The 26,683-nt window shown below is 58.8% G+C and carries 21 protein-coding genes and 1 pseudogene; 10 read left to right on the top strand and 12 right to left on the bottom strand.

All coding sequences use genetic code 11. The features are described 5' to 3' along the window. Positions 1 to 19 precede the first annotated feature (19 nt). Complete coding sequence (locus tag AC097W_RS12465) at positions 20 to 1,489, top strand: cryptochrome/photolyase family protein (RefSeq protein ID WP_479602884.1); 1,470 nt, start codon at positions 20 to 22, stop codon at positions 1,487 to 1,489. On the opposite strand, the gene AC097W_RS12470 is transcribed toward AC097W_RS12465, so the two are convergent. The 6 genes from AC097W_RS12470 to AC097W_RS12495 form a co-directional block, all read right to left on the bottom strand. Then, complete coding sequence (locus tag AC097W_RS12470) at positions 1,486 to 7,206, bottom strand: hybrid sensor histidine kinase/response regulator (protein WP_479602885.1); 5,721 nt, start codon at positions 7,204 to 7,206, stop codon at positions 1,486 to 1,488. The two genes, AC097W_RS12465 and AC097W_RS12470, sit on opposite strands and share 4 nt — an antisense overlap. A 53-nt stretch (positions 7,207 to 7,259) precedes the next feature. Continuing rightward, positions 7,260 to 9,527 carry a methyl-accepting chemotaxis protein gene (locus AC097W_RS12475; RefSeq protein ID WP_479602886.1) on the bottom strand — a complete coding sequence of 756 codons (2,268 nt, stop codon included), beginning with the start codon at positions 9,525 to 9,527 and terminating at the stop codon, positions 7,260 to 7,262. 20 nt (positions 9,528 to 9,547) lie between these two features. Next, on the bottom strand, positions 9,548 to 10,078 hold the full coding sequence (locus tag AC097W_RS12480; RefSeq protein WP_479602887.1) for a chemotaxis protein CheW: 531 nt from the start codon (positions 10,076 to 10,078) through the stop codon (positions 9,548 to 9,550). Positions 10,079 to 10,090: 12 nt separating this feature from the next. After that, the gene (locus tag AC097W_RS12485) at positions 10,091 to 10,456 is read right to left on the bottom strand and encodes a response regulator (RefSeq protein ID WP_479602888.1); all 366 of its coding nucleotides are present in this window, start codon (positions 10,454 to 10,456) and stop codon (positions 10,091 to 10,093) included. After that, entirely contained in the window at positions 10,456 to 10,854 is a 399-nt protein-coding gene (locus tag AC097W_RS12490; RefSeq protein ID WP_479602889.1) for a response regulator, read from the bottom strand. The genes AC097W_RS12485 and AC097W_RS12490 overlap by 1 nt, the downstream gene beginning before the upstream one ends. A gap of 66 nt (positions 10,855 to 10,920) precedes the next feature. Next, positions 10,921 to 11,094 (bottom strand): rubredoxin, encoded by a 174-nt coding sequence (locus tag AC097W_RS12495; RefSeq protein WP_479602890.1) that lies wholly within the window; start codon positions 11,092 to 11,094, stop codon positions 10,921 to 10,923. Between the two features lie 120 nt (positions 11,095 to 11,214). Between AC097W_RS12495 and thiD the strand changes: the two genes are divergently transcribed. Both thiD and hemL read left to right on the top strand, forming a co-directional pair. Next, positions 11,215 to 12,120 (top strand): bifunctional hydroxymethylpyrimidine kinase/phosphomethylpyrimidine kinase, encoded by a 906-nt coding sequence (thiD, locus tag AC097W_RS12500; protein ID WP_479602891.1) that lies wholly within the window; start codon positions 11,215 to 11,217, stop codon positions 12,118 to 12,120. Further along, entirely contained in the window at positions 12,104 to 13,408 is a 1,305-nt protein-coding gene (hemL, locus tag AC097W_RS12505) for a glutamate-1-semialdehyde 2,1-aminomutase (RefSeq protein WP_479602892.1), read from the top strand. The genes thiD and hemL overlap by 17 nt, the downstream gene beginning before the upstream one ends. Before the next feature lie 489 nt (positions 13,409 to 13,897). On the opposite strand, the gene purH is transcribed toward hemL, so the two are convergent. The 3 genes from purH to dusB form a co-directional block, all read right to left on the bottom strand. Continuing rightward, entirely contained in the window at positions 13,898 to 15,493 is a 1,596-nt protein-coding gene (gene purH / locus AC097W_RS12510) for a bifunctional phosphoribosylaminoimidazolecarboxamide formyltransferase/IMP cyclohydrolase (RefSeq protein ID WP_479602893.1), read from the bottom strand. 65 nt (positions 15,494 to 15,558) lie between these two features. Then, positions 15,559 to 15,795 (bottom strand): Fis family transcriptional regulator, encoded by a 237-nt coding sequence (locus AC097W_RS12515; protein ID WP_479602894.1) that lies wholly within the window; start codon positions 15,793 to 15,795, stop codon positions 15,559 to 15,561. After that, positions 15,792 to 16,841 (bottom strand): tRNA dihydrouridine synthase DusB, encoded by a 1,050-nt coding sequence (dusB, locus tag AC097W_RS12520; protein WP_479602895.1) that lies wholly within the window; start codon positions 16,839 to 16,841, stop codon positions 15,792 to 15,794. Before dusB ends, AC097W_RS12515 begins: the two co-directional genes overlap by 4 nt. 139 nt (positions 16,842 to 16,980) lie before the next feature. Here dusB and AC097W_RS12525 point away from each other — a divergent pair, with 139 nt between their 5' ends. After that, complete coding sequence (locus tag AC097W_RS12525; protein ID WP_479602896.1) at positions 16,981 to 17,448, top strand: YqaA family protein; 468 nt, start codon at positions 16,981 to 16,983, stop codon at positions 17,446 to 17,448. Here AC097W_RS12525 and ychF read toward each other — a convergent pair. Continuing rightward, positions 17,445 to 18,536, bottom strand: a complete 1,092-nt coding sequence (gene ychF, locus AC097W_RS12530) for a redox-regulated ATPase YchF (protein ID WP_479602897.1) — start codon at positions 18,534 to 18,536, stop codon at positions 17,445 to 17,447. The genes AC097W_RS12525 and ychF overlap by 4 nt on opposite strands. Positions 18,537 to 18,886: 350 nt before the next feature. On the opposite strand from ychF, the gene AC097W_RS12535 reads away from it, so the two are divergent. Both AC097W_RS12535 and AC097W_RS12540 read left to right on the top strand, forming a co-directional pair. Beyond that, complete coding sequence (locus AC097W_RS12535) at positions 18,887 to 19,228, top strand: HPF/RaiA family ribosome-associated protein (RefSeq protein ID WP_479602898.1); 342 nt, start codon at positions 18,887 to 18,889, stop codon at positions 19,226 to 19,228. Positions 19,229 to 19,725: 497 nt separating this feature from the next. Beyond that, complete coding sequence (locus AC097W_RS12540) at positions 19,726 to 19,896, top strand: hypothetical protein (protein WP_479602899.1); 171 nt, start codon at positions 19,726 to 19,728, stop codon at positions 19,894 to 19,896. Positions 19,897 to 20,071: 175 nt separating this feature from the next. Here AC097W_RS12540 and AC097W_RS12545 read toward each other — a convergent pair. Then, positions 20,072 to 20,170 (bottom strand): annotated as a pseudogene (locus AC097W_RS12545) (GTPase); the annotation flags it as partial. A gap of 30 nt (positions 20,171 to 20,200) precedes the next feature. Between AC097W_RS12545 and AC097W_RS12550 the strand changes: the two are divergent. Genes AC097W_RS12550 through AC097W_RS12565 form a run of 4 tightly spaced genes read left to right on the top strand, consistent with a single transcriptional unit; the run spans position 20,201 to position 25,854 of the window. Further along, positions 20,201 to 21,973, top strand: a complete 1,773-nt coding sequence (locus AC097W_RS12550) for a sensor domain-containing diguanylate cyclase (RefSeq protein WP_479602900.1) — start codon at positions 20,201 to 20,203, stop codon at positions 21,971 to 21,973. A gap of 36 nt (positions 21,974 to 22,009) precedes the next feature. After that, positions 22,010 to 23,179, top strand: a complete 1,170-nt coding sequence (locus AC097W_RS12555; protein ID WP_479602901.1) for an FAD-dependent monooxygenase — start codon at positions 22,010 to 22,012, stop codon at positions 23,177 to 23,179. Further along, the gene (locus AC097W_RS12560) at positions 23,176 to 23,898 is read left to right on the top strand and encodes a DsbC family protein (RefSeq protein ID WP_479602902.1); all 723 of its coding nucleotides are present in this window, start codon (positions 23,176 to 23,178) and stop codon (positions 23,896 to 23,898) included. The genes AC097W_RS12555 and AC097W_RS12560 overlap by 4 nt, the downstream gene beginning before the upstream one ends. 54 nt (positions 23,899 to 23,952) lie before the next feature. After that, positions 23,953 to 25,854 (top strand): M61 family metallopeptidase, encoded by a 1,902-nt coding sequence (locus AC097W_RS12565; protein ID WP_479602903.1) that lies wholly within the window; start codon positions 23,953 to 23,955, stop codon positions 25,852 to 25,854. Here AC097W_RS12565 and AC097W_RS12570 read toward each other — a convergent pair. Then, positions 25,851 to 26,666, bottom strand: a complete 816-nt coding sequence (locus AC097W_RS12570) for an enoyl-CoA hydratase-related protein (protein ID WP_479602904.1) — start codon at positions 26,664 to 26,666, stop codon at positions 25,851 to 25,853. The two genes, AC097W_RS12565 and AC097W_RS12570, sit on opposite strands and share 4 nt — an antisense overlap. Positions 26,667 to 26,683: the final 17 nt, after the last annotated feature.

Below are 26,683 nucleotides of genomic sequence, written 5' to 3' on the forward strand. Positions count from 1 at the left end.
TTTGATTTTAACGGCTGTCATGCAAAAAGAATTCCAAACGGGTCTGGTGTGGTTCCGACGCGATCTGCGGGTGCAGGACAACGCAGCGCTTTGCGATGCCCTGCAACGTTGCGAGCGGGTGCATTGTGTCTTCGTATTTGACCGCGACATCCTGGACGCGCTACCCAGAGCCGACCGGCGGGTGGAGTTTATTCGTGAGTCACTGGTCGAACTGGATGCGCGCTTACGCGAACTCGCAGGCCATCCCCAGGCGGGCCTCATGGTTCAACACGATTTTCCCGTGGCATCGATCCCCCGGCTGGCGTCCGAACTGGGCGCACAAGCGGTCTTTGCAGCGCACGACTACGAGCCCTACTCACAGACCCGTGACGCACAGGTTCAGGCACAACTCGATGCACTGAATATCGCGCTGATCACCTTGAAAGACCACGTGATTTTTGAGCGCAAGGACGTGCTGACCCAAGTTGGCAAACCCTACGGCGTCTTTACGCCCTACATGCGGGCGTGGCTGGCCCGCTTGGGTGATGCACCTCCGCCCGAGCATGCGTGCGAGCCCCACGCACGCATGCTCTGTGAGCGCCCATTGGCGCATGTGAAGCCGGTTCCCACCCTGGAAGCTCTGGGATTTTTGCCCACCCATCTGAGCGAACTGGGCATTCCCGCTGGCATGACCGGTGCATGCAAATTACTGGATGATTTTTGGGAGCGTATGGATGAATACGACCAAACCCGCAACTTTCCGTCGATCAAAGGCCCCAGTTACCTCGGAGTGCATTTGCGCTTTGGGACCATTTCGATCCGGCAACTGGTGGCACTGGCCATGCAACGGCGTCTGCAGGGCAGTGCTGGCGCGTCGGTGTGGCTGGGTGAACTGATCTGGCGGGATTTCTACTTCCAGATACTGGCAAACTTTCCACACGTGGCGCACGGGGCCTTCAAGCCCGAGTACGAACGCATTAAATGGGAGCACGGCGAACGGGCCCAAGCCCTGTTTTCGGCATGGTGCGAAGGTGCAACGGGCTACCCCCTGGTCGACGCAGCGATGGCCCAGATCAACAAGACCGGCTACATGCACAACCGGCTTCGCATGGTGGCGGGGAGTTTTCTGGTCAAGCACCTGGGGATCGACTGGCGCTGGGGCGAACGGTATTTCGCTGAAAAGCTCAATGACTTTGACCTGTCCGCCAACAATGGCGGATGGCAGTGGGTGAGCTCCAGTGGATGCGATGCGCAGCCCTACTTCCGGATATTCAATCCGGTGACACAAAGCGAAAAGTTTGATGCGCAGGGAAAATTCATCCGGCGCTACCTGCCCCAACTGGCCGGACTGAGCGACAAACTCATCCATGCGCCATGGGAGGCGAAAGCGGCGGACCTTGCGGCAGCCAAGGTCGTGCTCGGGGAGAACTATCCGCGACCTATCGTGGACCATGCGCAGGCCCGTGCGTTGACCCTGCAACGCTACGGGGTCGTTCGCAAGGCCGCCTAGACTTCTACGGGTTTGTCGCAGTAGCTCCGAACCAGCCCGAGCAACTCGTCTTCCGAGTAGGGCTTACCGAGGTAATGATCCACACCCAGTTCCATCGCATGCTCACGGTGCTTCGAGGCAATGCGGGAGGTGATCATGATGATGGGGAGATCTCGCAGGTGCGCATCGCCACGGATGTTGCGTGCCAAGTCGAATCCGTCCATGCGGGGCATCTCGATATCGGACAGCACCACCGACGGCTTTTCTTCCTGGAGCCTTTCAAGCGCCTGAAGCCCATCGTTGGCGAGCGCCACGCGGTAGCCTTCACGTTTGAGCAAGCGTTGCGTCACCCGTCTGACCGTGATGGAGTCATCGACAACCAGCACCAATGGCACCTTGTTGACGCCACCCATCAGCGTGTGCGTGGGCATTTCCACGTTTTCACCGGCATCGCGGGCAAGGGCCGCAGCCATTGCCGAAGCGCGCAATTGCCGCGCCAGATCGCCGTACACGGAAGCGAGCGCCACCGGGTTGTAAATGAGGGCTACGGCACCCGAAGCCAGCACGGACACGCCCGCAAGCCCCGGCAGTCGCGCCAGTTGTGGGCCCAGATTCTTGACCACCACCTCGCGGTTGCCCAGCACTTCGTCCACATGCATCGCGAGACGTTGCCCCGCGCTGCGGCACACCACCACCGAAAGGGTTTTGGTCTGCGTTTCTTCGCTATGGGAGGAAACCTGCAGCAGGGCACCCGCCCAAAAGAACGGAATGATCTGGCCAGCCATGTCAAAACCGTCGCGCTGGTAAGCCTGCTCCAGCACCGCTGCCGGGGGGCGCAAAACGGTCTCAACGAGGCTGGACGGAACGCCAATCGTGAACTCCCCCATGCGCAACATCACCACCTGGGTTACCGCAGTCGTCAGTGGCAAAACCAGCTTGAATGTAGTCCCCTGACCGTCTACGGTCGATGTTTCGATTCGTCCACCCAACGCGTTGACTTCTGAACGGACAACGTCCATTCCGATCCCACGGCCCGCCAATTCAGTGATCTGGTCAGCCGTCGAAAACCCGGGTGTAAATATCAGGTTCGCCGCATCGTTCTCTGAAAGCACGTCATCCGCGTTGATCGCACCGTTGGCAATGGCTTTCGCACGGATCTTGTCCAGATGCAAGCCACCTCCATCGTCGCTGAAGGACACGGACACGTCATTGCTTTCATGGTTGACATGAATGGTGATCGTGCCCGCGGCGGGCTTGCCCGCGTTTGTCCGCACGGAGGTTTCTTCAATCCCGTGAGCGACTGCATTGCGCAACATGTGCTCAAACGCCGGGGCCATACGCTCCAGAACGCCACGATCCATTTCAATCGACCCGCCGGTAATGTCCAGCTTGACTTGTTTGCCTGTGTCTTTTCCGGCCTGTCGGACCACCCCATAAAGACGCTCCGAAATACTTTCAAACTCCACCATGCGCGTACGCAGCAAATCACGTTGAAGTTCACGCGCCTGCCGGCCCTGCGCAATCAAATCATCCTCGGCCCCTTCGACGGACCGTTGCAGATTACGCTGCACGGTCGCCACGTCGTTCACCGACTCTGCCATCATGCGGGTAAGCTCTTGCACCCGGGTAAAACGGTCGAACTCCAGCGGATCAAACGCCTGGGCGGAGTCCTTGGCTTGCGCCAATCGTGACTGGACCTGCGACTCAGCCTGGAGTTCCACATCCCTTAACTGTTGGCGCAGGCGCTCCAGATTTCCACTCAACTCGCCCAGCGACGAGCGCAACTGAATTAAACGCGCATCCATGCGGGCGCGGGAAATCATGACCTCTCCGGCCTGATTCACCAACCGATCCAATAGTTGTGAACGCACCCGCACCGATTGATTCACCACCGGTCGCGGTGGCACCAGGACCACGCTTCGTGGCGCTGGCTGAATGGTCAGGGCAGCAACCGGAAGTGCGACGGCTTCCGCCGGCGTCGCGACCGGAAGCTCTTCCACCTGCGGCGCGGCACCAAGCGCCGCAAAGGACGCCTGCAATGCATCGAATCGGGTCAGCAATGGCTCCAACTGAATGGCTTGCAAGGCTTCCGAGCCAATTTGCTCGATGCTCGATTCCATCCGATGCGCCATTTCGCCCAATCGCATTGCGCCCGCCAGACGCGCACTGCCCTTGAGCGTGTGCAGTACCCGCAAAACTTCATTGCGGGCACCCAGATTGTCCGGGCGCGCCACCCATTGACGCAGGGCAGCCCCCATTTGTGGCAACAACTCCAACGCCTCTTCTTCAAAGAAGGGGAACAAATCTTCATCCAGCGCGTCAACGGCATCAATGTCGTCGTCAATGGCTTCGGCCACGTTGAGCGGAGCGGCGGCCATGAGCGGGAAGGCTGGCATGGCAGGAACCGTCGCTGGAGCGGCCAGCACATCGGCTTCTGCTTCTGCTTCGTCCTCTTCCTCTACTTCCGGCTCGACCTCTGGCAATATCTCGACTTCATCGAGATAGCCAGGCGCAGACTCCATGGTAGGAGCAGGAAATTGGGTGTCAATGATGGCCTGCAATGCGGCCAACACGCTAGCATCGGACTCCTTGAGGAAGCCGGCTGCAAACTGGTGCAGCAGCCGTCGAATGTCCTCCGCCGCATTGGTGAACACCTGGGCCTGCTCGGGCGTTCCCTGACGATGCAATTGGACATGCTGCAAAGCCTGCTCGAGCGCGCGGGCCATATCGGAAAGGGCAGTAAAACCGACGGTTGCAGAACTTCCCAGCAAGGAATGCGCCAAGGCAACCAACGAGTCCGGCAATGGGCGCTCCAGCTCCATCGCCCACTCACTCACCTCGGTTTGCAGACGCCTGGACCACTCGTCTGCCTCGTTGAGGTACACGTTGTACAGCGGAATGCCGAGACGCAGGTGCCCGATGACCTTCGTCTGATCATCCAAAGCGGCCTCCATCTCCGCAGATGGAAACTCCAGGTGGTGCAAGGTTGCCCCCACTGGAACTTCGTCCAGCGTCGCCCGCTCATTCACCACCGGGATGCTCACGACAGGCTCTGGAACCAACTCTTCATCCGCCACGATTTCAACGGCTACTTCTGAAACAACCCCTTCCGGCGCAAAAACCGGCTCCAGATCACCGAAATCAAAATCGCCAAAATCGTCGTCCGTATCCGGAACTTTGTCAGACTTCACTTCACCGGGGACGAGAGCATCAACCCCGGGCTCAGAGTCAAAACTGAAGGTTATCGTCTCGGAAAAGTCAACTGGCGCCTCTTCTTCAGGCTGTGGAGACAAGCCATCGAACATCTCGGTCGCTGAAAATTCCAGTGGTGCAGAAATCACCTCTTCGCGTTGGTCTGTTTCCGCAACAGGTGCGAGATCTTGGTCTGGCGCAACGATCTGTTCGCCAGGCGTTTGCAAGGGAACCAGCTGATCGTCCAGACGCAATCCGTCAGATGACCGCCGAAAGTCCAGTGCGCTCCACTTCTCATCGGAATGGCTTCCAATATCCTCAACCCAACGGCCAAATGCCTGCATTGCACTGCTGGTCACGTTGATCAATGCATCGCTAGCCGGCCTTTGATCCGCCAGCCAGGTGTTGAGCAACTGCTCGAACGACCATGCGGCCTCACCAAACTCGTTGAGACCGACCATGCGCGAGCTGCCTTTGAGCGTGTGAAATGCACGCCGTAGGGTGGTTTGCTCGGAGAGATCCGAGGGGTCCACCGCCAAGGCGCGCACCGCTATCAGTCCGTTTTGCACGACTTCACGCGCTTCTTCCAGGAAGATATCCTGCAACTCAATGTCGTCATCCGAGTCATCGATTGCGGCAACCGGCGCGGACACAGTCGCCGCTACCGCGACAGGGGCCATCGACGGTGCAAGGTTGAAAGCAGGTTCTAAAACCTGATCAGCCAAGGGCGCTGGCACGCCCAGCGAGGTGGCAACCTCGCTCAAGGGCTCCTCCACCGACACCCGTTCACGGCCCATCAGGGGTTTGAACTCACCCAACTCCTCGTCGTAGACAAACAGCTTTTTCGCGAGTGCCCGCTGGTAGCTCAGCATGTCGATCAGAAAGCCCATCGCCCCCAAACTATTGCCCAGCTTCTCGAAGATGCCGATGCGCGCTGCCGCTTCGTCTATGTCGTCAACCAGAAACTGCTCGACGCTGGCGCGCATGCGCAGTGCCGCAATCGAGGGTTGATCCAGCCCCAAAACCGAAAACACCCCACGCATTTGCGCCAGTTGGCTAGGTACCTCGTGCAAAGGAGCCTTGTCCTGCGGATTTCGGAAAAACTGGTCAAGAGACTTTTCCACCTCAGCCAATGTCGTGCGCAGTTCATCGACCACGCTGCCCATGGTCTGCCTGTCGCTGACGCGGCGGTATAACTCTTCCATCCAGGCTTCGAGCGGCTCGGGCTGCCCCCCTGCGATGACATGATCAAGACGCGATGCCAACCGTGCCCCACGCTCAGCCATTCTGGACTCCGTCGGATCCAGATCTTCATAGGCTGCTTCAAGGTACAGCACGGCCGTGGCCACTTCCATTGCAACGGCAGGCGCAGGGGCAGCACCGGAACGAATCGTTACATCAATGGCTCGCGCAAGTGCCCTGGCCAACTCTGCACTTTCAGGATGCAGTTTTACGACCGCATCTGACACTGCCGCAAATTGATCGCCCACAACTTTCAGGCGATTGGTATCTCCCCCCGCCAAAGCGGACCATGTTTCCGCAGCTGCACCAATACGCTTTCGGGCCAACACCATCAAAGCCGGATCAAAACGCCCGAACTGCTCAGTTTCGTAGTCCACGGGCTTATTCCGAACCAACCCGTAGGCCGTGCGGACCGCGTTCAATGCGGGGGTGTGCTGTCCAGCCGCAGGGACCGCCAGGGAGCAAAAGAAGACCAGATCGCGAGCGAGGCGCTCCGATATATTGGCATCACCTTGTGCCAGAGTCGCGTACTGTCGAAGAATGCGCGAAGCCGCACGCTTGGAATACACATCATCGGGACAAAGCCCCGAGGCCACAGCCTCGAAGTAAGCGGCACAAATTACCCAGAAGGTACGCGCCTCAAGGGCGGCCTGGGCCGCGGCGAGACCTTCACAAAGGTCGACCATCTTTTTAGCGGCCTTCGAGTCTCCCGACTTCATGACCTTCAGGACCGCATGGTCCATCTGCGCCCTCAACGAAGGTGCATATTTCAGTGGATCTGCTTCGAGCTGAAGACCGACGTCAAGCCAACGCCAAGGCACTGGCCAAAGGTCAGCCGGATGCGCCGCCTCACCTCCAACCAATTCAAGTACTGCCCGGTATTGCGGGAATAGCGCGACCGAAGAAGCAGCCTTTCCCTTCAGTACGCCTTCCAGATATTCTGTCAAGGCGAAGCTGGCCCGCTCCACCTTGTTGGCGGCATCATCGCTGCATAACTCAGGTCGTTGTACGAACTTCTGCGCCAATGCCTCCATCGCACGAAGCACCTTGGCAGGAGCTTCAAGGCCGACCATTTCAAGCGCGCCGACCGCCTGGTGGAGCTGCTGGCGAGCTATGCGAAGATGACTCGCGTCCAGTTCAGTGAGGTCTGAGCCTCTGGCAAGTTCAGCATCGCGCACAAAGCGCCGCAACGCCTTGGTCGCACCGTCCAGGGATTTGCGAAGCTCATCCAGCACCCAAGCCAACGGGCCGAGATCACTAATCGCCAGCTCATTGTCGCCAGGCGCTACAGAATTCGATGACATGGGTTCAAGGCTCCTGGGGATCACATTTCAAGAAAACTGCTACGGGCTAACCATCAAACAATCTTGAAACGCGAAACTGATTGACGCAACTCTTCGGCCATTCGGGACAATTCGCGCACCTGGTTCGAGGTTGCACGGGTACCTTCCCCGGTTTGCTCCGTCACGGCAAAAATGTGCTGGATGTTCTCTGCGACCACGTTGGCGAGACCTGCTTCACGGGAGGCAGAACTGGAGATTTCCTCAATGAGTCCGGCCACCCGACGCGACACGCGATCAATCTCGGTCAGTGCAGTACCGGCATTGTCGGATAGCTTCGCACCCTCAACCACCCCTTGTGTCGAGCGCTCCATGGCGCCAATCGCATCCTGTGTATCCGTCTGAATTGCCTTGACCAACGCGGAGATTTGTCGCGTTGCATCTGCTGAGCGCTCGGCCAGTCGCTGCACCTCCTCAGCAACCACAGAGAAACCGCGTCCCGCTTCGCCAGCGGATGCCGCCTGGATGGCTGCGTTGAGCGCCAACACGTTAGTCTGCTCGGTAATATCAGAAATCAGCTCGGTAATTTCACCAATTTCCTGTGAAGATTCACCCAGTCGCTTGATGCGCTTGGATGTCTCCTGAATCTGATCCCGAATGGAGTTCATACCGCCGATAGCATCCTGCACTGCCTTCAGGCCAGACTCCGCTGCCAACAAGGATTGGCGCGCAACGGTCGCAGATTCCTGTGCTTGGGTTGACACCTCGTTAATGCGTCCCGCCATATCCACAACAGACTTACCTGTTTCGCGAATTTCGTGCAACTGCTCATTCGACGCTGCAAGCAACTCGGTTGATGTGGCATCCACATCAGCCGTCGTCTGAGCGACGCGCGCCGCTGTATTTTGGACGTTGGACACCAACGACCGCAATTCTTCCACGGTGTAGTTCACCGAATCGGCGATGGCTCCCGTGATGTCCTCGGTCACTGTGGCTTCCTGCGTAAGGTCACCTTCAGCAACGGTCTGCAACTCGTTCATCAACCGCAAAATTGCAGCCTGATTGGCGTCGTTTACCCGCTTGGCCTCATGCTCCTGACGCTCGGCGTCAAGACGCTGGTCTTCAGCGACCACTTGACGCCTGCGGCTGTCCTGCAATTGAACGTAGGACAATCCGCCAGCGCAAACCAAGGCAAGCACCGCAGCTGCGATCAGTGTTGCAAGGGCTCCACCACCGATACCGGCCTGACCTGACAATTCCGCCTGCACTTCTTCGAGGTTGCGGCGCAACGGCTCGCTATCCGAAATAATGGCATCCTGTGCTTCACGCGCTGACACGAGGCCCTGCAAGTTACCCAAAATAGCGCTCGCCTGCACACGAGTTTCTTCATACATCTTGATCAATGCTTCAAGCTGTTCACGTGTCCCGGCGTCCTTGGAAGCCGACAACCGCAACTCGGCGCTTCCCGAAAGAAGGCCTTCTGAAATTTCCTTGAAGGTGTTCAGGTCCTTACCCAGCAGGAAGACAGCCTCGGGGCTCACGCCCTCAGCCGTCAGGAACTCGTTGGAAGACTTGCCGATGCGCTGGGTCAGCATCACCAGCTGGCCTACGGAAGATATCTCCACGGCGGGGGCATTCTGCTGCAGCTTCAGTGCAAGAATGTTTTCAGCAATCTCCAGCAAGTCGGACGATTGCCGGTTGATTAATCGCAGCGCGGATCCAATTTGAGTCAGCACTTTTTCTTGGCCCATCACCGCTTTGGCATTTTTCTCGGCGCGATCAACAAGCGGCATCGCTTTAACCAATTCAGGACGATAGGAGTCATCCAGCGCTTTCAGGCGCAACTCGTCATCACCATCTTGCAGGCCGCGCGCTGTTTTGACCAAAATACCGACGCTTTCAGACACATCACGAAACGACTGCGTGCTGCCTACCAATGCCTGCGAAACCGATTTGGCAAGGCGTTGCGACTGCATCAAAGCCTGACCAGTCGCACTCAATTGCTGCGCCACTTTGTTCGACTGACTCAAGGCATAAAAGGTTGCCCCCGCAAGCAATAGCAATGCCGCACCCAACAGCATGGAAAGCGTACGCTGGTGTTGAACCACCGTGCGGGCGCCCAGGCCCGGAATGGAAATCAAATCGCCCTCACTGCCGAGCACAACTGGCGAATCAATCGGGGCCCTGGCCGTTTCAGCTGCAATTGCAGTCTGTGGCTCCTGCACTGTTTCAACTTCAGCCAAATTCACAGAATCATCCGGTGTAGAAAGACTCAACCGGGAGTCCATCTCGGACTCTGTGGGTTTACTGGAAAACAGGTTCTTCAATTTATCGACAACAGACATGGTGAGGCCTTACGGATGGTCTAAGCGCTGATACTCAGAAATTGAGGGGTTTGGGACAAAGTACGCAAATTGATTTCCTGCCAGTCGACACCAGCAGCATCCACAAAACGATTGCCAAAGTAATGTGGACAGTCGGGGGCAGGCGGCGCCGTGGACACAAAGGCGTCCGCACCTCGCAGACCCAGCAGCGTATCCACTTGCAATGCGCAATTCACATCCAGCATGGTGTTGAGCGTCACTACGCTGGGCTCCTGTGCTGCAGGCTCGCCGCGGGCACTGCCTCCGTCATCGGCGACAAAGCCAGCCAGATCGACTACGCCGTACAGACCACCCCGAATATTGAGCACCCCACGGAACCAATTCCGCGCATAGGGAACTGATTGCAAGCTGGTCAATGGAAAGATTTCCCCCGACTGACCCAGCGGAAAAAGGAAATTTCGCCCCCCCGCGCGAACTGCGAGCCAGGCAACGGACATACCCTCTGTTCGGGCCGCCTTCAAACGACTAGCCAGTCGGGTTTGGAGTTCTCTGAGTGCTTCTCTGTTGGCCATGGGATCAGCGAATCAACCCAAAGCCTTGATTTTGGCGAACAGCTCGGCGGCATCTACCGGCTTGGTGATGTAGTCCCGCGCACCCTGACGCATTCCCCACACGCGATCCGTCTCCAGACTTTTGCTGGTACAGATGAAGATAGGGACGTCCGTGTATTCCGGCGTTCTGTTGATCGCACGCGTCAACTGGAAGCCGTTTTGTCCCGGCATCACCACATCCATCAGGATCAGGTCCGGCTTGGCCTCAGCCAGACGCTTGAATGCCTCATCCGCATTTTCTGCCGTCCGAACTGAATAGCCATTTTTTTGCAACAAGTCCGTCAGGAACATGAGCTCGGTTTTTGAATCGTCAACGATTAGTACTTTATTTATTGCCATCAAGAAACTCCTTGCATATCCACGCCGAACTGTTGCACTGCTTTCAGCAGCTGGTCTTTGGTAAAAGGTTTAGTCAAATAGTCTTGCGCCCCAACCATGCGCCCCCGTGCCTTGTCAAAAACACCGTCTTTGGAAGACAGCATCACCACGGGTACGGACGCGTACTTTGCATTGCGCTTGATAATTGCACACGTCTGGTATCCATCCAGCCGGGGCATCAAGATGTCGCAAAAAATGAGGTGTGGCTGGTAATCGTTTACCTTGGCCAGTGCATCGAAACCATCTTCAGCCAGCATCACCTCGTGACCGCCCTGCTTGAGAAAGATCTCGGCACTTCTACGTATGGTGTTGCTGTCATCGATGACCAGCACTCTGAATGTAGGTGCAGCGTTACTCACAAGTCTTTACTCCTGAATAGGCAATGAATGTTCATGGACACGCTGCGCCGTCCACACGCTGCCCGCTCAAATCTGCACCATCTCAAAATCTTCTTTGCGCGCACCGCATTCGGGGCAGGTCCAGTTCATGGGCACGTCCGCCCAACGAGTTCCCGAAACGATGCCGTGATCGGGGTCCCCCGTTGCCTCGTCATAGATCCAGCCACAAATCAGACACATCCAAGTTTTGGTATCGCTCACAGCTTATAGGGCCTTCGAATAGAATGCAATGATTGTATAGACGCAGTGCGAGCAAAATGTGCTGCGACCGCCACAAGATCGCCATTCTGCCTGATGACAAACCCTAAGACAGGCCCTCAGATGCCGGCTTCAATCTCCTCCCCCATCGAAGAAATATCCGACGACGACGGACCCTCCGCATGCGTAATGGTGTTCAATGCAAATGACCCCAGTGGTGCCGGCGGCATCACCGCTGACATTACTGCCATCGCGTCCGTTGGCGCACATGCATTACCCGTGGTCACTGGCGTGTATGCCCGCGACACGGCTGAGGTATATGACTATTTCCCTCTGGACGACGAAGCCGTTACCGAACAAGCAAGAGCGATCTTGGAGGATGTTCCGGTGGAGGTTTTCAAGGTCGGATTTCTCGGTACTCCGGAGAATGTGAGCGCAGTTGCAGAGCTGGCTTCTGACTACGCCGATGTACCACTGGTGACCTACATGCCCGACCTGTCCTGGTGGCAGGAAGACCAGATTGATTTGTACCTGGATGCTTGTAACGAGTTGTTACTACCTCTGACCACCGTGTTGGTTGGAAACCACAGCACCTTGTCAAGGTGGTTGTTGCCCGACTGGAGCGCCGAGCGAAGCCCCTCCGCGCGCGACATTGCGAAGGCGGCCAACGAGTTTGGCGTGCCCTACACACTGGTGACGGGAATTCCATTGCCCGACCAATTTATAGACAACGTACTGTGCACACCGGCTGCCGTACTATGCAGCGACAAGGTTGAACGCTTCGAGGCGGTTTTTTCCGGCGCCGGAGACACCCTGTCTGCCGCCTTGGCGGCTTTAATAGCCAGTGGCAGTGAACTCTCCGAAGCCGCAACCGAAGCATTGAGCTACTTGGACCGCTGCCTGGAAAGCGGCTTTCGCCCCGGCATGGGCAATGTGCTGCCGGATCGTCTGTTCTGGGCACACCCGGAAGCGGACGACGAATTGCATGAATCCACCTTTGAAATCTCACCCAATGACACTCGCCACTGATCGCAACCAGCAACTCTTCCAACGCGCCCAAAAAGTTATTCCGGGCGGCGTGAACTCACCCGTGCGCGCCTTCAAGGCGGTGGGCGGAACCCCCCGGTTTGTAACCCGTGCACAAGGCGCCCATTTTTGGGATGCCAACGACACGCGTTACATCGACTACATCGGTTCCTGGGGCCCCATGATCCTGGGCCATGGCCACCCCGCCGTTATCAAGGCGGTGCAAAGCGCCGTGCTGGAAGGTTTGTCGTTTGGCGCCCCCACCGAGCGCGAGGTGGAGTTGGTTGAGGCCATCCTCAAACTTGTGCCATCCATGGACATGGTGCGCCTCGTGAGCTCGGGCACCGAAGCCGCCATGAGCGCCATTCGCCTGGCGCGCGGTGCAACCGGTCGCACCAAGATTTTGAAGTTCGAAGGCTGCTACCACGGCCATGCGGATGCGCTTCTGGTCAAGGCTGGCTCGGGCCTGGCCACGTTTGGCAACCCCACCAGCTCTGGCGTGCCACCCGAAGTGGTGCAGCACACGCTGGTGCTGGAGTACAACAATGTCGCGCAACTCGAAGAAGCCTTTGTGCTGCACGGCAAGGATATGGCCTGCCTGATCATCGAGCCCATTGCAGGCAACATGAATTTCGTTCGCGCCTCGGTGCCTTTTATGAAGCGTTGCCGCGAGCTGTGCACCGAGTACGGCGCATTGCTTTTATTTGATGAAGTGATGACGGGCTTTCGCGTCGCCCCTGGCAGCGCCCAGGGCCTGTATGCCCAGAGCATCCCCGGCTTCGAGCCCGACATGACAGTCATGGGCAAGGTCATTGGCGGCGGCATGCCGCTCGCGGCCTTTGGTGCCAAGCGCGCGGTCATGGAACACCTGGCGCCGTTGGGCACCGTCTACCAGGCGGGTACTTTGTCCGGCAATCCGGTGGCTACTGCTTGCGGACTGGCCACCTTGGCCGAGATCAGCAAGCCCGGCTTTTATGAAGCCTTGAGCAGCAAGACGCAGGCACTGGTCAGCGGCCTGAGCAGTGCCGCCGAGCAGGCAGGCATTCCGTTTTGCGGCGACAGTGAAGGCGGAATGTTCGGTTTCTTCTTCTTTGACGCCCTGCCGCAGAACTACGCCAAAGTGATGACGACCGACAACACGCGGTTCAACACCTTCTTCCACGGCATGCTGGACCGCGGCGTGTACTTTGCACCGGCCCTGTATGAAGCCGGGTTCATGAGCGCGGCGCACTCCAATGCGGACATTGCAGAGACGGTTGCGGCGGCGGCTGAAGTCTTCAAGTTGCTATAGAAATAATAGCTACTTGCGCATATTGCACGGGGGCTAGCGGGGTATTTGGCTTGTAACTATGGTGCAAACTGTCGTGCAAGCTACCGTGCGTAAGGCGGGCGGCGTGGCTTGCGTTCTCCGGCTCACGCTCGCGGGCGGCTGACTCTGGATGGTCTACATTTTTGCGTCAACGCTTTGACTGGTGCGCATGGTCTGCGGCAACCGCGAATGGAGCCTGCGAACGCAAGCCCCACCACCCACCTTTAGTGCAGCGCTGGAGCGCCAATAATCTCAGGGTTTTTGTCCCTTTTCGCTTAACCACCCGCATCTGGGGTAGGCGGTTCGGGTATCCGGGCGCAGGCCCCATTCGTGGTTGCCACAGATCAGGCACCCCCGCCACGGCGTTAAGGCGGAAACCGGTGTACACCCAAAGCCGCCGCCCACGCGCGTGGGCCGGAGCCCGGATACACGAGCCACCTGCCCCGCCCACACAGCGCCACGAAAAAGTACTTAGTGGCGGAAGTGGCGCACGCCACTGAACACCATGGCCACGCCACGCTCGTTGGCAGCCGCAATCACTTCGTCATCGCGCATCGAGCCGCCGGGCTGGATGATGCAAGTGGCACCTGCGTCGACCACCACGTCCAGACCGTCGCGGAACGGGAAGAAGGCGTCACTGGCCACCACGGTGCCCGCCAGTGACAGATTCGCGTGACTCGCCTTGATACTGGCAATACGGGCCGAGTCCAGACGGCTCATCTGGCCGGCGCCCACACCCATGGTCATGCCGCCCTTGCAGAAGACGATGGCGTTGGACTTGACGAACTTGGCCACGTTCCAGGCGAACAACAGGTCGTTCAGCTCGTCCTGGGTGGGCTGCTTGGTGGTCACCACTTTCAGGTCAGTCAAGGTCAACTCGTGGGTGTCGGCCGTCTGAATCAGGATGCCGGAGCCGATGCGCTTCATGTCCATGGCGTTGCGGCCATTGTCCCAATCGGATGTGCCGCCCTTGGGCAAGTCGATTTGCAGGATGCGCACATTCACCTTGGTCTTGAAGACGGCCAGCGCGGCGGGCGTGAAGCTGGGCGCCATCAGCACTTCCACAAACTGCTTGGAGATTTGCTGCGCCGCCGCTTCGTCCAGCTCGGTGTTCAGGGCAATGATGCCGCCAAAGGCTGAAGTGGGGTCGGTCTGGAAGGCCTTGCTGTAGGTCTCCAGTGCATCCTTGCCCACGGCCACGCCGCAGGGGTTGGCGTGCTTGACGATGACGCAGGCGGGCGCATCAAAGCTCTTGACGCATTCCCATGCGGCATCGGCATCGGCAATGTTGTTGTAGCTCAGCTCTTTGCCTTGCAACTGCTTGGCGGTGACCAGCGAACCGGGCGCGGGGAACAGGTCCCGGTACAGCGCGGCTTGCTGGTGCGAGTTTTCGCCGTAGCGCAGGTCTTGCAGCTTGACAAAGCGTCCATTGCTTTGCGCGGGGAACAGGTCCAGCTTGGGTGCTGCATCATCGGCCACGCCGTCGCCGAACTGCACTGCCGACAGATAGTCACTGATGGCACCGTCGTACTGGCTGATGCGGTTGAATGCAGCCACGCTGAGTGAAAACTTGGTCTTCTGGCTGACTTTTCCGTCGGCCTTGAGCTCGGCAATCACGGTGGCGTATTGCGACGCGTCAGTCAGCACGGCCACGTCTTTCCAGTTTTTGGCTGCGCTGCGCACCATGGCGGGGCCGCCGATGTCGATGTTCTCGATGGCATCTTCCAGCGTGCAACCGGGCTTGGCCACGGTCGATTCAAACGGGTACAGATTCACCACCAGCACATCGATGGTGTCAATCTGGTGCTCGGCCAAAGCCGCCATGTGCGCCGGCACATCGCGACGGGCCAGCAGGCCCCCATGCACGCGGGGGTGCAGGGTTTTGACGCGGCCATCCAGCATCTCGGGGAAACCGGTCATCCCGGCCACCTCGGTCACGGGCAATCCGTTGTCGGCCAGCAATTTGGCGGTGCCGCCAGTGGACAGCAGCTTGATGCCTTGGGCGTGCAGGGCTTGCGCCAGTTCGAGGATGCCGGTTTTGTCGGAGACGGAGAGCAGTGCGTTCATAAGGGGGGCGAAGTAATAAGGAAGAGGGTGCCCTGGTCGGCAGGGCGGAAATAGCAGCCAGCCGGCTAGGGAATGAGTTTGTGCTCCAGCAATTTCTTGCGCAGCGTGTTGCGGTTGAGGCCCAGCCATTGCGCCGCCTTGGACTGGTTGTTGTCTGCTTGTTCCATGACGACTTCCAGCAAGGGCTTCTCGAACGCGCGTACCAGCATCTCGTGCATGCCACCGGGCTCGGTGCCGTCCAAATCGCGGAAGTAGGCATCAAGACTGGAGCGCACACAGTCTTCGATTATTTTTTTGCTCATGTGGCGGCTTCCATGCTCTTGTCTTCTCTTGGTTCGACCACCCCCCGGCAAGCGGGAATGCGGTCCATTTTTTCATTCAAATCATCAAAAAACTGCTCCACCGCCGCCACCTGCGCGGCGCTGTCTTCCAGCGTGTTCATCTGGGCGCGAAAAAATTCACCGCCCGGCAACTCGTGTACATACCAGCCGATATGCTTGCGCGCCGAGCGCACGCCAATGAATTCATCGTAGAGGCTGTAGTGGTCGTGCAAGTGCTCCACCAGCAGGCGCTTGACTTCGCTGACCAAAGGCGGAGCAAGATGCGTACCCGTGGCCAGAAAATGAGCGACTTCGCGAAAAATCCAGGGCCGTCCCTGGGCCGCGCGGCCAATCATGATGGCGTCGGCACCGGTGGCCTGCAGCACCTCGCGGGCCTTCTCGGGCGTAGTGATGTCGCCATTGGCCACCACGGGAACCCGCACCGCGGCCTTGACGGACGCGATGGTGTCGTACTCGGCCTGGCCCTTGTAACCCTGTTCACGGGTGCGCCCGTGTACGGCCAGCATCTGCACCCCGGCCTGCTCGAACGCCCGCGCAAGCACCACGGCATTTTTATGACTCTGGCACCAGCCGGTGCGCATCTTCAAAGTGACAGGGACCTGGCGCGGTGCACAGGCGGCCACCACCGCTTCGACAATGGAAAGTGCCAGCGCTTCGTCCTGCATCAGGGCCGAGCCGGCCCATTTATTGCAGACCTTCTTGGCCGGGCAACCCATATTGATGTCGATGATCTGTGCCCCCCGCTCGATGTTGTAGACCGCCGCGTCGGCCATCATTTGCGCCTCGGTACCCGCAATCTGCACTGCAATGGGGCCGGGCTCGCCCGCGTGGTTGGCGCGGCGCGACGTTTTCAGGGTGTTCCACAGGTCGGGGCGGGACGTCACCATTTCACTGACCGCGTAGCCTGCCCCCAGCCGTTTGCACAATTGGCGAAACGGGCGATCCGTCACACCCGCCATGGGTGCAACAAAAAGGGAATTCGCCAAAGCGAACTGGCCAATGTGCATGCGATGAATCTATGGAAATGGGGGTGGAATTGGACACCATGGCGAAAGCCGGCGTTCATTCTAACTGCCCAAAATTTCAGCAATTGAAATACTGTCACCCAGGTTCGCAAACCTTTGAGTTGCCTATACTGGAAATCATATGCCCGTCTGGATTGAACACCTCATCGCGCTGCTGGCGCTTCCCCAGTACAGCCTCGGCACGGTGTTTGTGGTGTCCTTCATTTCCGCAACACTGCTGCCGCTGGGGTCAGAACCGGTGGTGTTTGGCCTGATCCAGCTAAATCCGGAGTTGTTCTGGCCCGTCGTATGGGTCGCCACCGCAGGCAACACCCTGGGCGGCGCAGTGGACTGGTGGATGGGTTTTGGTGCCCACCGCGTGGCCGACAAATACCACCGCTCATCCACCCACACCCGGGCGTTGGCATGGCTGGAAAAACTGGGCCCCAAAGCTTGCCTGCTGGCTTGGCTGCCGGTCGTGGGCGACCCGCTGTGCGCTGTAGCGGGCTGGCTCAAACTGCCATTCTGGCCGTGTCTTATTTACATGGCCATTGGCAAGTTTGCCCGCTACGTAATGATGACGGGTGCCCTGATCGGGCTTTTTGCTTAGGAGCTAAACAGGAAGTTCATCACGTCGCCGTCCTTGACGACATATTCCTTGCCTTCAGCACGCATTTTTCCAGCGTCCTTGGCTCCCTGCTCACCCTTGAAGGTAATGAAATCTTCATATGCAATGGTCTGGGCGCGGATGTAGCCCTTCTCAAAGTCGGTATGGATCACGCCAGCGGCCTGCGGCCCGGTGTCGCCCACGTGAATGGTCCAGGCGCGCACTTCCTTCACTCCAGCGGTGAAGTAGGTTTGCAAACCCAGCAGCTTGTAGGCCGAGCGAATCAGGCGATTCAGGCCCGGCTCGGTCTGCCCCAGTTCTTCGAGGAACATCTGGCGGTCTTCATCGCTCATCTCCGACATTTCGGCTTCGAGCTTGGCGCAGATCGCCACAACCGGCGCCTTTTGCTTATCGGCAAACGCCGTCAGACGGTCCAGAAACGGGTTGTTCTCGAAACCGTCTTCGGCCACGTTGGCCACAAACATGGCAGGCTTGGCGGTAATCAGGAAGAACTGCTGCAGCAACGGGGTCTCTTCCTTGGTGAAATCCAGCGCGCGCACCGGCTTGGCTTCATTGAGTGCAGCCTGGCATTTCTCCAAAATCGCCACCAGCTTGATGGACTCCTTGTCGCCCGAGCGTGCCAGCTTGGTCACCCGGTGCAGGGCCTTTTCCACCGCAGCCAGATCGGCCAGACACAGCTCGGTCTGGATCACTTCGATGTCTGAGATCGGGTCCACCTTGCCGGCCACGTGGATCACGTTGTCGTCTTCAAAACAGCGCACCACATTGATGATGGCATCGGTCTCGCGGATGTGCGCCAGAAACTTGTTTCCCAGACCTTCGCCCGTGCTGGCACCGGCCACCAGACCGGCAATGTCCACAAACTCCACCACCGCCGGAACCATACGCTCTGGCTTGACGATAACGGCAAGCTGGTCCATGCGGGGGTCGGGTACTTCCACGATGCCCACATTGGGCTCGATGGTGCAAAAGGGGTAGTTTTCAGCGGCAATACCCGCCTTGGTCAGCGCGTTGAACAACGTGGATTTTCCGACGTTGGGCAAGCCTACGATTCCGCATTTGAGAGACATGAAAAAGTCCTTATGAATCAACATCCCTGTTGCCCCATTGGGCCCAATGTGGGCATCGTGGAAGTGCCCGAACCGCTACACGAACGGGGCTTATGTGCAAAAGGGAAAAGTGGCGAAAAACCGCGCAAAGGCACAAAGTTTTGTCCTTGTTTTGCCTGGGTTTTATCGTGCCAATTGTAACAATCACTGAATCCCTGCTAAACCGGCTTACCGCTATCCTGCATTTGCGGAGCATTGCCATGACTCTGCTCAGGTTGCAGGGTCATTGAAAATGTTTTGTTACCCATCGAACAGACGGGGTGCACGCTTGCCTGTACTCTTATCTTTTTGACAGGCAAGGAGCAAGCAACATGCAAATTCAAGTTCACACAGACAAAAACATCGAAGGCGGCGAACGTCTTGCCGATTACGTCAAGATCGCCGTCAATGCCAAGTTAAGCCGTTTCAGCTCACAGATCACCCGTGTCGAAGCGCACCTCAGCGATGAAAATGGACACAAGTCTCACGGTGACGACAAAAAGTGCGTCATGGAGGCTCGCCCTTCCGGTCACCAACCGATTGCTGTGACGCATATTGCTCCCACATTGGATCAAGCCATTAGTGGCGCTACTGAAAAACTCGAGCGAGTCTTGGAAAGCACCTTCTCAAAGCTCAATGACAACCGAGCAGTGCCCCCGCCGAAGGTCGAATAGCCGTTGCGTCGGGGCACAAGAGAAGCGTTAAAGGACAGTTCCATCAACGAGTCTTGATTCCTGTCAGGCCCGACGATGTCGCAAAATTCTGGCTCAAACGAGTTCAGCGGTACCGCCATCACACCTCGACCAGTCTTCAATCCAACTGTATGCATTGGAGAACCGCTCAAGGTTGATATCTGGTGGGGCGTTGGTGCCGATTCAGACTGAACTTGAACGGTCGGTCGCTGTGCGGGTCGGACCAAACGTCGCTGGAGAGATTGAAGCGGGTTTTTCCCAGGCCAGAATTAGAAACATCTTGAAGGCGGCCAGATGCTCTCTTGGCGCATCCTTGCGGTCTTTCAGCTTTGCTGTGAAAGCGGGTGCCCAATTTGGCAATGCGAACACTCACACTATTGACCAGGACCAGCGCACAGACGGGTGAACCCACAATGGGGGCGTGGCCCAACGCGTACGCGCTGGGTCGTCAGTTAGACTGGGGCAAAGGAGTCATCACTATGGCAGGCGTTTTTGGTAAAGATCCCAACATGAAGAAGAGCGGCGGTCAGGCAGAACTGGATCGGATCAGCGACGAGCGCAAGCGCAAGCTGGCGGAAGCTGCAGCCAAGTTCCGTCAAAAGAAGCCGGCCGCAACCACCGATAGAACGGTGCCTGCTGCGAAGAAGTGAACCCAGCAGCCAACGCCACATGGACACAGTGCCTATGACGATGGCGCTGGCACATTGAATGGCCGGATGCCTGCTATGAAAATAGCATCAAATTTGTCCTGGCTTTGGCGGGCCAGGCCCCCTGGAAACCCGGAAGTTATTGATCCTTCAGGATCTCCTGATTTGTTCAGCCTCAGGGACAATTTTCAGCGGCGATGCCCGCCTTGGTCAGGGCGTTGAACAACTGGGATTTTCCGACGCGGGGCGAGCCTACAATGCCACACTTCAAACCCACAAATATCTCTGGAAACAGGGTGCCAAGTGTATGCATTACCCGCTGCTGCGCCTCCTGTTCGCAGTATTTTGTCTGTCGGTCAGCCTTCTCTGGATAGCAAACCCAGCGTACGCCCAAGCCACTGTGGTTGGAGATGGCACGCCATCCATTGAAATCCAGGGCAACGTTCAGACCTGGCTGGAGCCCGGCTCAAACGCCACGATCCAGATCGCCGCCAGCTCCCCACTCAAATTCCAATCGGTGTCCGGCCAGGCACGCCATCACATGACCGGACGCGATACCTTGTGGATCAAGCTGCGCGTGGTACGGGCCGCGGGCAACACGTGGGATTGGTCCCTGAACATCCCCCTGCCATACCTCCAGGAGGTGCATCTGTACGAACGGGATTTAACAGGCAAGTGGCTCATGCAAACCTCTGGCAACGCCATTGCCAAAACAGAATGGAGCACGAAGAGCCTCTACCCGGAGTTTGACCTCCATTTGACCAGCGGCGTGCCACAAGACATCTATCTTCAAGTACGCAACTTCAAGCCGATGGGAGTGCCCATACGACTCGTGGCTACACCGTTGCGCGACTACCGTCGCAATTTCGAAATGGTGGCAATTGGGCTGATGCTGGGGGCTTTGCTGACCTTATCCGCTCTTTCGGCGATCCGATACTTTGAACATCGCTATGCCATTGATGGCTGGGCAGCGCTGTATGGCTTGTTGATCCTCGCAACGCTTGCGCAGATCAATGGCGTCCTGGGCGCCTTCCTGTGGGTGGATATTCCCTGGCTGGATGACTACGGCTACAGCGTGCTGCCAACGCTAGGCGTGGGCAGTGCCCTGTTGTTTGTGCGGGAGCTGTACTCCCTTTCAACGCAATACCGTCGGTACGACGCCTTTCTTGCAGGCACTGCTTGGCTCTGCATTGCATCGATCCTGAGCTACCTACTGCTGGACCGGCTTATTGCTGACTGGGTCAGTGGCATCGTCCTGCTTTTTGGGACCTCCGTGGGATTGGTCTCCACAATTCTGAGTTGGCGTGGTGGATCTCCGATTGGGCGCTGGCTGATGGCGGCCTATACCCCTCAATTCCTGGGTGCCATGTATCTCAGTGCCGAGTCCTTCGGAATGGCGCCGCCGCTTTGGGAAATGCGCTATGTGACGTCGCTGAGTATTGCCATTTCGGTGCCCCTCCTTGTCTATGCGCTGAGCCGCATTACCCACGACCGAAAGGAGCTGGTAGTTCGGGCAAGGCATCTTCCGACGCAGGATGCATTGACGGGACTTCTGACCCCTGAGGTTTTTCAAACCCATCTGGATGACGCCATTCAACGCGCCATTGCCGACCGTCAACCCATTGCCCTGGTGATGGTTCAGGTGGTCAACCACGAGTTCATTCGGGACTCCTATGGCGACACGACTGCAGAACAGTGTCTGCTAAGGGCGGTGGTCAAGCTCCAGCGTATTCTGCGCGATGTAGACCCGGCTGGACGGGTCGATACTGCGCACTTTGCACTGCTGATGGAGGGCGTCAGCACCCGTCAGGCGCTGACCGAGCGCATGGTTCAACTGATAGGCTCGGGGCTGATTCCCTTGCCCGGACTGAAGCCGGAAGTGACCCTGCAGTTTCATATCGCCTGCGTACTGCTCCACGAAAACCCGGTTCCCTCTGAACGCGTGCTAAGCGACCTCCGAGGCGTCCTCGCAGACATGCCGGGCCGCACCCGCCGACCCATCCGGTTCCTGGAAGCCGCATCAACGCAGCCCGCTCCCTTGCAAACGGATATGCAGCCGGTCGCAACGACGGGTCGGTAAAAGTAAGGGTTATGCCCGGCCTTTTACAATCCGTCCATGACTAGACCCTTTGACATCTGCATCCGTGGCGCTGGCATTGTGGGGCGTTCGCTGGCGCTGCATCTGGCCGCCAGGCAACTGCGGGTGGCACTCGTTGCAGACGATGGCCACACGCCCCCTCCTTCCAGCAGCAATGCGGCAAACCCCGATGTCAGGGCATACGCGCTGAACCAGGCGTCTCGCCAACTGCTGGAATCGGTTCGCTGCTGGCCCGGCGAGCAGGATGCGACACCGGTTCTGGGCATGCAAGTACAGGGCGATGACGGCGGACAAGTCGCATTCACCGCCACGGATCAGGGGACAGACGCCCTGAACTGGATCGTGGACGTGCCCGCCCTGCAGGCCCGCTTGACGGAGGCCGTGGGCTTTCAACCGTTGATTGAGTTGTTTGACGTGCCCCCGCCTGCCGCGTTGACGGTCATATGTGAGGGCAAAGCCAGTAGCACCCGTGAAGAGTGGGGTGTGGAATGGGATGTCACCCGCTACGACCAGTGGGCCCTGGCTGCGCGCGTGCAATGTGAGCAACCGCATGCGCAAATTGCCCGTCAGTGGTTTAGTCAAAGTGGAATTCTGGCTTTTTTGCCTTTAGGCGGCCCACAAGGGAACTTGTGTGCGCTGGTTTGGTCAGTCAGTCCGGAGCGTGCGCAGTTTCTGCAAGCCGCTCCAGAAGAAGACTTTTGCCGGGAGCTGGAGGCTGCCAGCCAAGGCGTTCTGGGCGCAATAACTTTGACCAGTACCCGCGGGGTATGGCCATTGCAACAGGCGCTGGCGCAACGCTGGAGTGGCGTATCGTCGCAAGGCGCATGGGTGCTGGCGGGGGATGCGGCGCACAACGTGCATCCGCTGGCTGGGCAGGGTTTGAATCTGGGGCTGGCCGATGTGGCCGAGCTGGTGCGCGTTCTGAATGCGCGTCCGTATTGGCGCAGTGTGGGAGACCCCCGGCTGCTGCGCCAGTATGAGCGGGCGCGCAAGGCCGATTTTGCGGTGATAGGACAGGCGGGCGATGCGCTGCAACAGCTTTTTGCCAACCCCCATCCGGCACTGCAGGCCCTGCGCAACTGGGGCATGAATCAATTCGAACAGAGCGGACCGATTAAACAATGGGTTGCCAGGCGTGCCATGGGCGCTGCTGGCAAACCCGCAACACCACGAAAAAATACGCCATGAAGCTTGTTTCCAAAACCATTCTGACCTGCGCCATCGCGCTGCTTTCCCTGGGGGCTGTGGCCCAGGAAGCCGTGATTCGCAAGAACATGGCGGAGCGCATTCCCCAGCTCAAGGCGATTGATGAAGTTACCAAAACTGCCATCCCCGGCGTGTTTGAAATCCGCGTCAACGGCACGGAGATTTACTACACCGATGCGCAGGCCAACTACCTGATACAGGGCAATCTGATTGATACCAAGCAGCGCCGCAACCTGACGGAAGAGCGGGTGGAAAAACTCAGCGCCGTCAGTTTTGACGCGCTGCCATTCAAGGACGCTTTCACCATTGTGCGCGGCAACGGCAAACGCAAGCTGGCCGTTTTTGAGGACCCCAACTGCGGCTACTGCAAGCGCTTTGAGCGCGACCTGCAGAAGGTAGACAACGTCACCGTCTACCTGTTTCTGTACCCCATTCTGGGTGCCGACTCGGTTGACAAATCCAAGGCCATCTGGTGTGCCCCCGACCGCGCCGTGGCGTGGCACGACTGGATGGCGCGTGACCAGCAAGCCGCGGCACCCGCCGCCACCTGCGACACCTCCGCGCTGGCCCGCAACGTCGAGTTGGGTAGGGTCCACAAGATTCAGGGAACCCCTACTTTGATCTTCACCAATGGTTCGCGTGTTCCCGGTGCTGTGGACGCGAAACAGGTCGAAAAGCTGCTGGCTGAATCCAAGGGCTAGCTATCAAAACAGTAGCTACCCGCGCAATATGCACGGGGGCTACACTGGGTTTTTATGAAAATATTGCGCTCCAAGGCGTCTTCGGTCGCCCGCTCCGCCGCATCCGGCGCCATTCACTACCGCGTGGAATTGGTCGACCTGCACAGCCACCTGTTCGGCATCACCCTGACCATTGCCCGCCCCGCTGCAGTGCAGCGGCTGGCGCTGCCGGTGTGGATTCCGGGCAGTTACCTGGTGCGCGAATTTTCCAAGAACCTGCAGCAGCTGGAGGCCAAACAGGGCGCGCGCCGCGTGCCCTTGCGCCAGCTTGACAAGCACACCTGGGAGCTTGACGCCAACCCGGACCAGCCGCTGGTGCTGCATTACCAGGTTTACGCATTTGACGCCTCGGTGCGCACCGCCTGGCTGGACGCCACACGCGGCTTTTTCAATGGCACCAGCCTGTGCCTGCAAGTCATGGGTCAAGAAGACCAGCCCCACGCGCTAGAGATTGTTGCTACTAATTCGATAGCTGGCTGGGCAGTCGCTACGGGGGCTACAGCCCAAAAGATCACTAAAAATGGTTTTGGCACCTATGCCGCACCCGACTACGACACCCTGGTGGACTGCCCGTTTGAAATGGGCCCGTTCTGGAGTGGCTGCTTCACCGCCTGCGGCATACCGCACCGCTTTGTAGTGTCCGGCGCCACCGACAGCTTTGATGGCGACAAGCTGCTGGCCGACACCCGTGCCATCTGCGAGGCGGAGATCAGCTTTTGGCATGGTGACGACAACGGCAAGGTCATCAAAAAAGATAGCAGTTCAGGCAAGCAGCACGCGGGCCAGGGGCCGATTCCGTTCAAAGAATACGTCTTCATGCTCAACGCCGTGGGCGACGGCTATGGCGGGCTGGAGCACCGCAACTCCACCGCGCTGATCTGCACCCGCAAAGACTTGCCGCGCCTGCCGCGCACCACGCTGGCACCCACCACCCACAAGCAGCCCGAGGGCTACACCACGTTGCTGGGCCTGATCAGCCACGAGTACTTTCACACCTGGAATGTCAAGCGCCTGCGCCCTGCCGAACTGGCGCGCTACGACTACGCCCAGGAAAACTACACCGAACTGCTGTGGTTCTTTGAAGGCTTCACCAGCTACTACGACGACCTGTTTTTACGGCGCTCGTCGCTGCTCGACAACACCGCCTACCTCAAGCTGCTGGCCAAAACCATCAACCAGGTCGCGCAAACCCCGGGACGCAAAGTGCAGACGGTGGCCCAAGCCAGCTATGACGCGTGGGTCAAGTACTACCGGCAAGACGAAAACACCCCCAACGCCACGGTGAGCTACTACACCAAGGGCTCACTGGTAGCCCTGTGCCTGGATTTGGCGCTGCGCGCCGAGGGTAAAACCACACTGGACTCCGTGATGCGGGCCTTGTGGTCACGCTGCCAGGGCGGCCCCATGACCGAGCAGGACCTGCTGGCGGTTCTGGCCCAGCTGGGCGGACGCTCTTTTGCACCCGAAATCGCCCACTGGGTGCACAGCACGACGGATCTGCCAGTAGCCGACCTGCTTGTGCGCCACGGCATTCAGATACACCAAGAGCCCGACCAGATTGCCCAGCAGCTGGGCTTGCGCGTGAAGGAAAGCAACGGCCTGCATATCCACCAGGTGCTGCGCGGCGGTGCCGCCGAGAAAGCCGGCTTTGCCAGCGGCGACGAGTGGCTGGCGGTGGAAACAGCGTCCGGCGCGGCGCGCGGCCCCTGGCGTATGCAGACGTTGGACGACCTCACCCTGTATGCCGGTAACGCCAAGAAGGTCAGCGCCCTCATCTCCCGCGACAAACAGCTGATGACACTGTTACTCATCTTGCCAAAGGCCACGCAGGCCGTGCGTCTGTCGGTACGCGATGCAGCAGTCGCAGACGCATGGCTGAACGGCGTCCCAGCCGCGCAAACCAAGCCCCCAAACTAACTTCCTGTAAAGCGCGGCACCCGCTTCTCGCGAAACGCCAGCACCCCTTCCACGTAGTCGTGGGTGCGCCCCATGGCCGATTGGGTATCCCGCTCCGCATCCAGTTGCTGATTCAGCGTGCGGCTGCAGCCATCGCGCAGCAGATGGCGGGACGCCACCAGCGCCTGCGTTGGCAGGGTGGCCAGCCGCTGCGCCATTGCCATTGCGGCAGCCACACAGTCGTCGGCCACCTCCCAGATCAGCCCCCACTCTTTGGCCTGCGCAGCGTCCAGCGCATCACCCGTCATGGTCAGGGCCAGTGCGCGCGCCATGCCCAGACGCTGCGGCATGAACCAGCTGCTGCCCGCGTCGGGTATCAACCCGATTTTGCTAAAGGCCTGAATGAAGCGCGCTGAGGGCGCAGCGATGGTGATGTCACATGCCAGCGCAAACGAAGCCCCTGCGCCCGCCGCCACCCCGTTCACGGCGGCAAGCACGGGCATGCGCAGGTTTTGCAGGCGCCGCGTGGTGGGGTTGAAGGCCTTCTCGATGGATTCGCCCGGGTCTGGGCGCTGCGCCGCGTTCGCCGCGGGGCTACCCGCCCCCATTTCCGCCACATTCAAGTCCGCACCGGCGCAAAAGCCACGCCCGGCACCGGTAATCACCACCGCGCGGATCTCCGGATTGGCCTCGGCCTGGTCTAGAGCCGCCCACAGGTCGTGGTGCATTTGCCGGGTAAAGGCATTGAGCGCTGCCGGGCGGTTCAGGGTTACCAGGGCGACGTTGCCGTGGTCGGCAAACAAAACATTCGGGGCGGTGGTGGAGTCAGTCATTGTCAAGGCCTCTTCGC

This window comes from Rhodoferax sp. GT1R46 (assembly GCF_056521285.1).

What these genes read in the sequence shown, in the direction of transcription:
- AC097W_RS12470 (WP_479602885.1), bottom strand. Translation starts at nt 7,206, where the DNA reads ATGTCATCGAATTCTGTAGCGCCTGGCGACAATGAGCTGGCGATTAGT.
- AC097W_RS12565 (WP_479602903.1), top strand. Translation starts at nt 23,953, where the DNA reads ATGAAAATATTGCGCTCCAAGGCGTCTTCGGTCGCCCGCTCCGCCGCA.
- AC097W_RS12475 (WP_479602886.1), bottom strand. Translation starts at nt 9,527, where the DNA reads ATGTCTGTTGTCGATAAATTGAAGAACCTGTTTTCCAGTAAACCCACA.
- AC097W_RS12540 (WP_479602899.1), top strand. Translation starts at nt 19,726, where the DNA reads ATGGCAGGCGTTTTTGGTAAAGATCCCAACATGAAGAAGAGCGGCGGT.
- dusB (WP_479602895.1), bottom strand. Translation starts at nt 16,841, where the DNA reads ATGCACATTGGCCAGTTCGCTTTGGCGAATTCCCTTTTTGTTGCACCC.
- ychF (WP_479602897.1), bottom strand. Translation starts at nt 18,536, where the DNA reads ATGTCTCTCAAATGCGGAATCGTAGGCTTGCCCAACGTCGGAAAATCC.
- thiD (WP_479602891.1), top strand. Translation starts at nt 11,215, where the DNA reads ATGCCGGCTTCAATCTCCTCCCCCATCGAAGAAATATCCGACGACGAC.
- AC097W_RS12535 (WP_479602898.1), top strand. Translation starts at nt 18,887, where the DNA reads ATGCAAATTCAAGTTCACACAGACAAAAACATCGAAGGCGGCGAACGT.
- AC097W_RS12465 (WP_479602884.1), top strand. Translation starts at nt 20, where the DNA reads ATGCAAAAAGAATTCCAAACGGGTCTGGTGTGGTTCCGACGCGATCTG.
- AC097W_RS12570 (WP_479602904.1), bottom strand. Translation starts at nt 26,666, where the DNA reads ATGACTGACTCCACCACCGCCCCGAATGTTTTGTTTGCCGACCACGGC.
- AC097W_RS12555 (WP_479602901.1), top strand. Translation starts at nt 22,010, where the DNA reads ATGACTAGACCCTTTGACATCTGCATCCGTGGCGCTGGCATTGTGGGG.
- hemL (WP_479602892.1), top strand. Translation starts at nt 12,104, where the DNA reads ATGACACTCGCCACTGATCGCAACCAGCAACTCTTCCAACGCGCCCAA.
- AC097W_RS12515 (WP_479602894.1), bottom strand. Translation starts at nt 15,795, where the DNA reads ATGAGCAAAAAAATAATCGAAGACTGTGTGCGCTCCAGTCTTGATGCC.
- AC097W_RS12480 (WP_479602887.1), bottom strand. Translation starts at nt 10,078, where the DNA reads ATGGCCAACAGAGAAGCACTCAGAGAACTCCAAACCCGACTGGCTAGT.
- purH (WP_479602893.1), bottom strand. Translation starts at nt 15,493, where the DNA reads ATGAACGCACTGCTCTCCGTCTCCGACAAAACCGGCATCCTCGAACTG.
- AC097W_RS12550 (WP_479602900.1), top strand. Translation starts at nt 20,201, where the DNA reads ATGCATTACCCGCTGCTGCGCCTCCTGTTCGCAGTATTTTGTCTGTCG.
- AC097W_RS12560 (WP_479602902.1), top strand. Translation starts at nt 23,176, where the DNA reads ATGAAGCTTGTTTCCAAAACCATTCTGACCTGCGCCATCGCGCTGCTT.
- AC097W_RS12485 (WP_479602888.1), bottom strand. Translation starts at nt 10,456, where the DNA reads ATGGCAATAAATAAAGTACTAATCGTTGACGATTCAAAAACCGAGCTC.
- AC097W_RS12525 (WP_479602896.1), top strand. Translation starts at nt 16,981, where the DNA reads ATGCCCGTCTGGATTGAACACCTCATCGCGCTGCTGGCGCTTCCCCAG.